This is a genomic window from Psychrobacter sp. 1Y4 (genome assembly GCF_051847555.1).
Genome location: NZ_JBPYDE010000039.1, coordinates 1 through 1,930 on the forward strand (window position 1 = coordinate 1; position 1,930 = coordinate 1,930).

The window sequence follows — 1,930 nt, forward strand, 5'->3', positions numbered from 1 at the left end:
TCGCCGAGCAAATTGACCATGCCAAAACGTGGAAGAAAGGCTTATTACAGCAGATGTTTGTATAAGGTATAACATGACTGAGCAAAGTGAGTACCAACTCGAAGACAGCCTAATGACGCAAATGCAGGATTTGGGTTATGAGCGCGTTACCATTACCACCGAGGCGGCACTCCTTGCCAACCTAAAGACGCAAATCGTCCGCGCCAATAAGCTGGATAAGCCATTATCCGACGATGAGTGGAAGCAAGTTATCAGTCATCTTGGCAGTGGCAGCGCCTTTGAGCGTGCCAAAAAACTGCGCGATAAGTTCAACGTCAAATTCGATGATGGCAGCTCACGCCATATTCAGTTTTTTTGGCCAAACGCTGATGACAACATCTGGCAGCTGAGCAATCAGATTATGGTTGACCACAGCAGCCAAAACGGGCGCACCAGCCGCTTTGATGTCACCATCTTGGTTAACGGCTTGCCCCTAGTGCAAATCGAGCTCAAGCGCCGTGGCGGCATCGAGATTGCCGAGGCATTCCATCAGACCATGCGTTACTCAAAAGCTGCCTACAAGGCAGGTCACGGCTTATTTGAGTTCATTCAGCTGTTCGTCATCAGTAATGGTGCAAACACGCGCTACTATGCCAAAGGCACACAGCATTTTAACTTCACTTTTCCATGGGCAGATAGTGACAACAAGCCGATTAATGAGATCGTTGATTTTACTGAGGTTTTTCTAACCCCCACGCACCTTACCGAGATGATCGCCCAGTTTATCGTGCTTTATGAGTCCTCAAAGACCATGATGGTACTCAGGCCCTATCAGGTCCACGCAACCAAGCGCCTAATTGAGCGCGCCACCACATCAGATAAAAACGGCTATATTTGGCATACCACAGGATCAGGCAAAACGCTGACCTCATTTAAAGCCAGCCAAATCATCATGCAACTACCTGATGTCGAAAAAGTCGTGTTTGTCGTCGATAGAAATGATTTGGACACTCAAACCGCCAATGAGTTCAACGCCTTTAAAGACGGCAGCGTAGACAGTACAACCAACACCAAAAATTTAGTCAAGCAGCTGGGCGAGAACCACGACAAGCTGATCGTCACCACCATTCAAAAGCTCAACCGCGCTATCAAATCAGAGCGGCATCAAGAAAAAATCAGCTATCTTAAAGACAAAAAAGTCGTCTTTATCTTTGATGAATGTCACCGCAGCCAATTTGGGGAAACCCACCGAAACATCAAACGCTTTTTTCAACAATCGCAGATGTTCGGCTTTACCGGTACACCCATATTAGTTGATAACGCCCATAACAAAGCTGGGCTAAAACTCACTACCGCCTATCTATTTGATGAGTGCTTGCACCGCTACACCATCGTGGATGCCATTCGTGACAGAAACGTACTGCCGTTTCAGATTGACTACGTAGGTAAATTCACCAAAAGCGATGGTGCAGCCGATGAAAAAGTCACCGCAATTGATACTCAAGAAATCTATAACGACCCCAAGCGTATTGATGATATTGCTCGCTACATTATTGAAAAGCACGACACCAAGACCAAACGCCGCGAGTTTAACGCTATATTTTGCGTCAGCTCCGTTGATATACTCACGCAGTACTACGACGCTTTCGAGCGTATTCAAGCACAAAAGCAAGCTGATGACCCTACCTTCAAGCCACTCACCATTGCTACGATATTTTCTTACGCTGCTAACGAAGCCACTGATGCCAGTTTCGAAGAAAATGGGCTCATTGAAGAATCAAGTTTTGAAACTCCTGCCCAAGTCGATGAGACCAGCCGCGACAAGTTAGATCGCTACATTGGCCAATACAATCATACATTCGCTACAAACTTTGATTCAGGCAAGAACTACTATCCTTACTATCGTGATATTGCCACCAAAGTAAAGCAGCGCAAGATCGATATTCTTATC

General features: G+C 46.2%; 1 protein-coding gene. It reads left to right on the forward strand.

Going from position 1 to position 1,930, the window contains the following annotated elements:
* Positions 1-73: 73 nt before the first annotated feature.
* The coding region (locus ACS8FC_RS13940; RefSeq protein ID WP_439297199.1) for a type I restriction endonuclease subunit R at positions 74-1,930 on the forward strand (1,857 nt) is incomplete at its 3' end.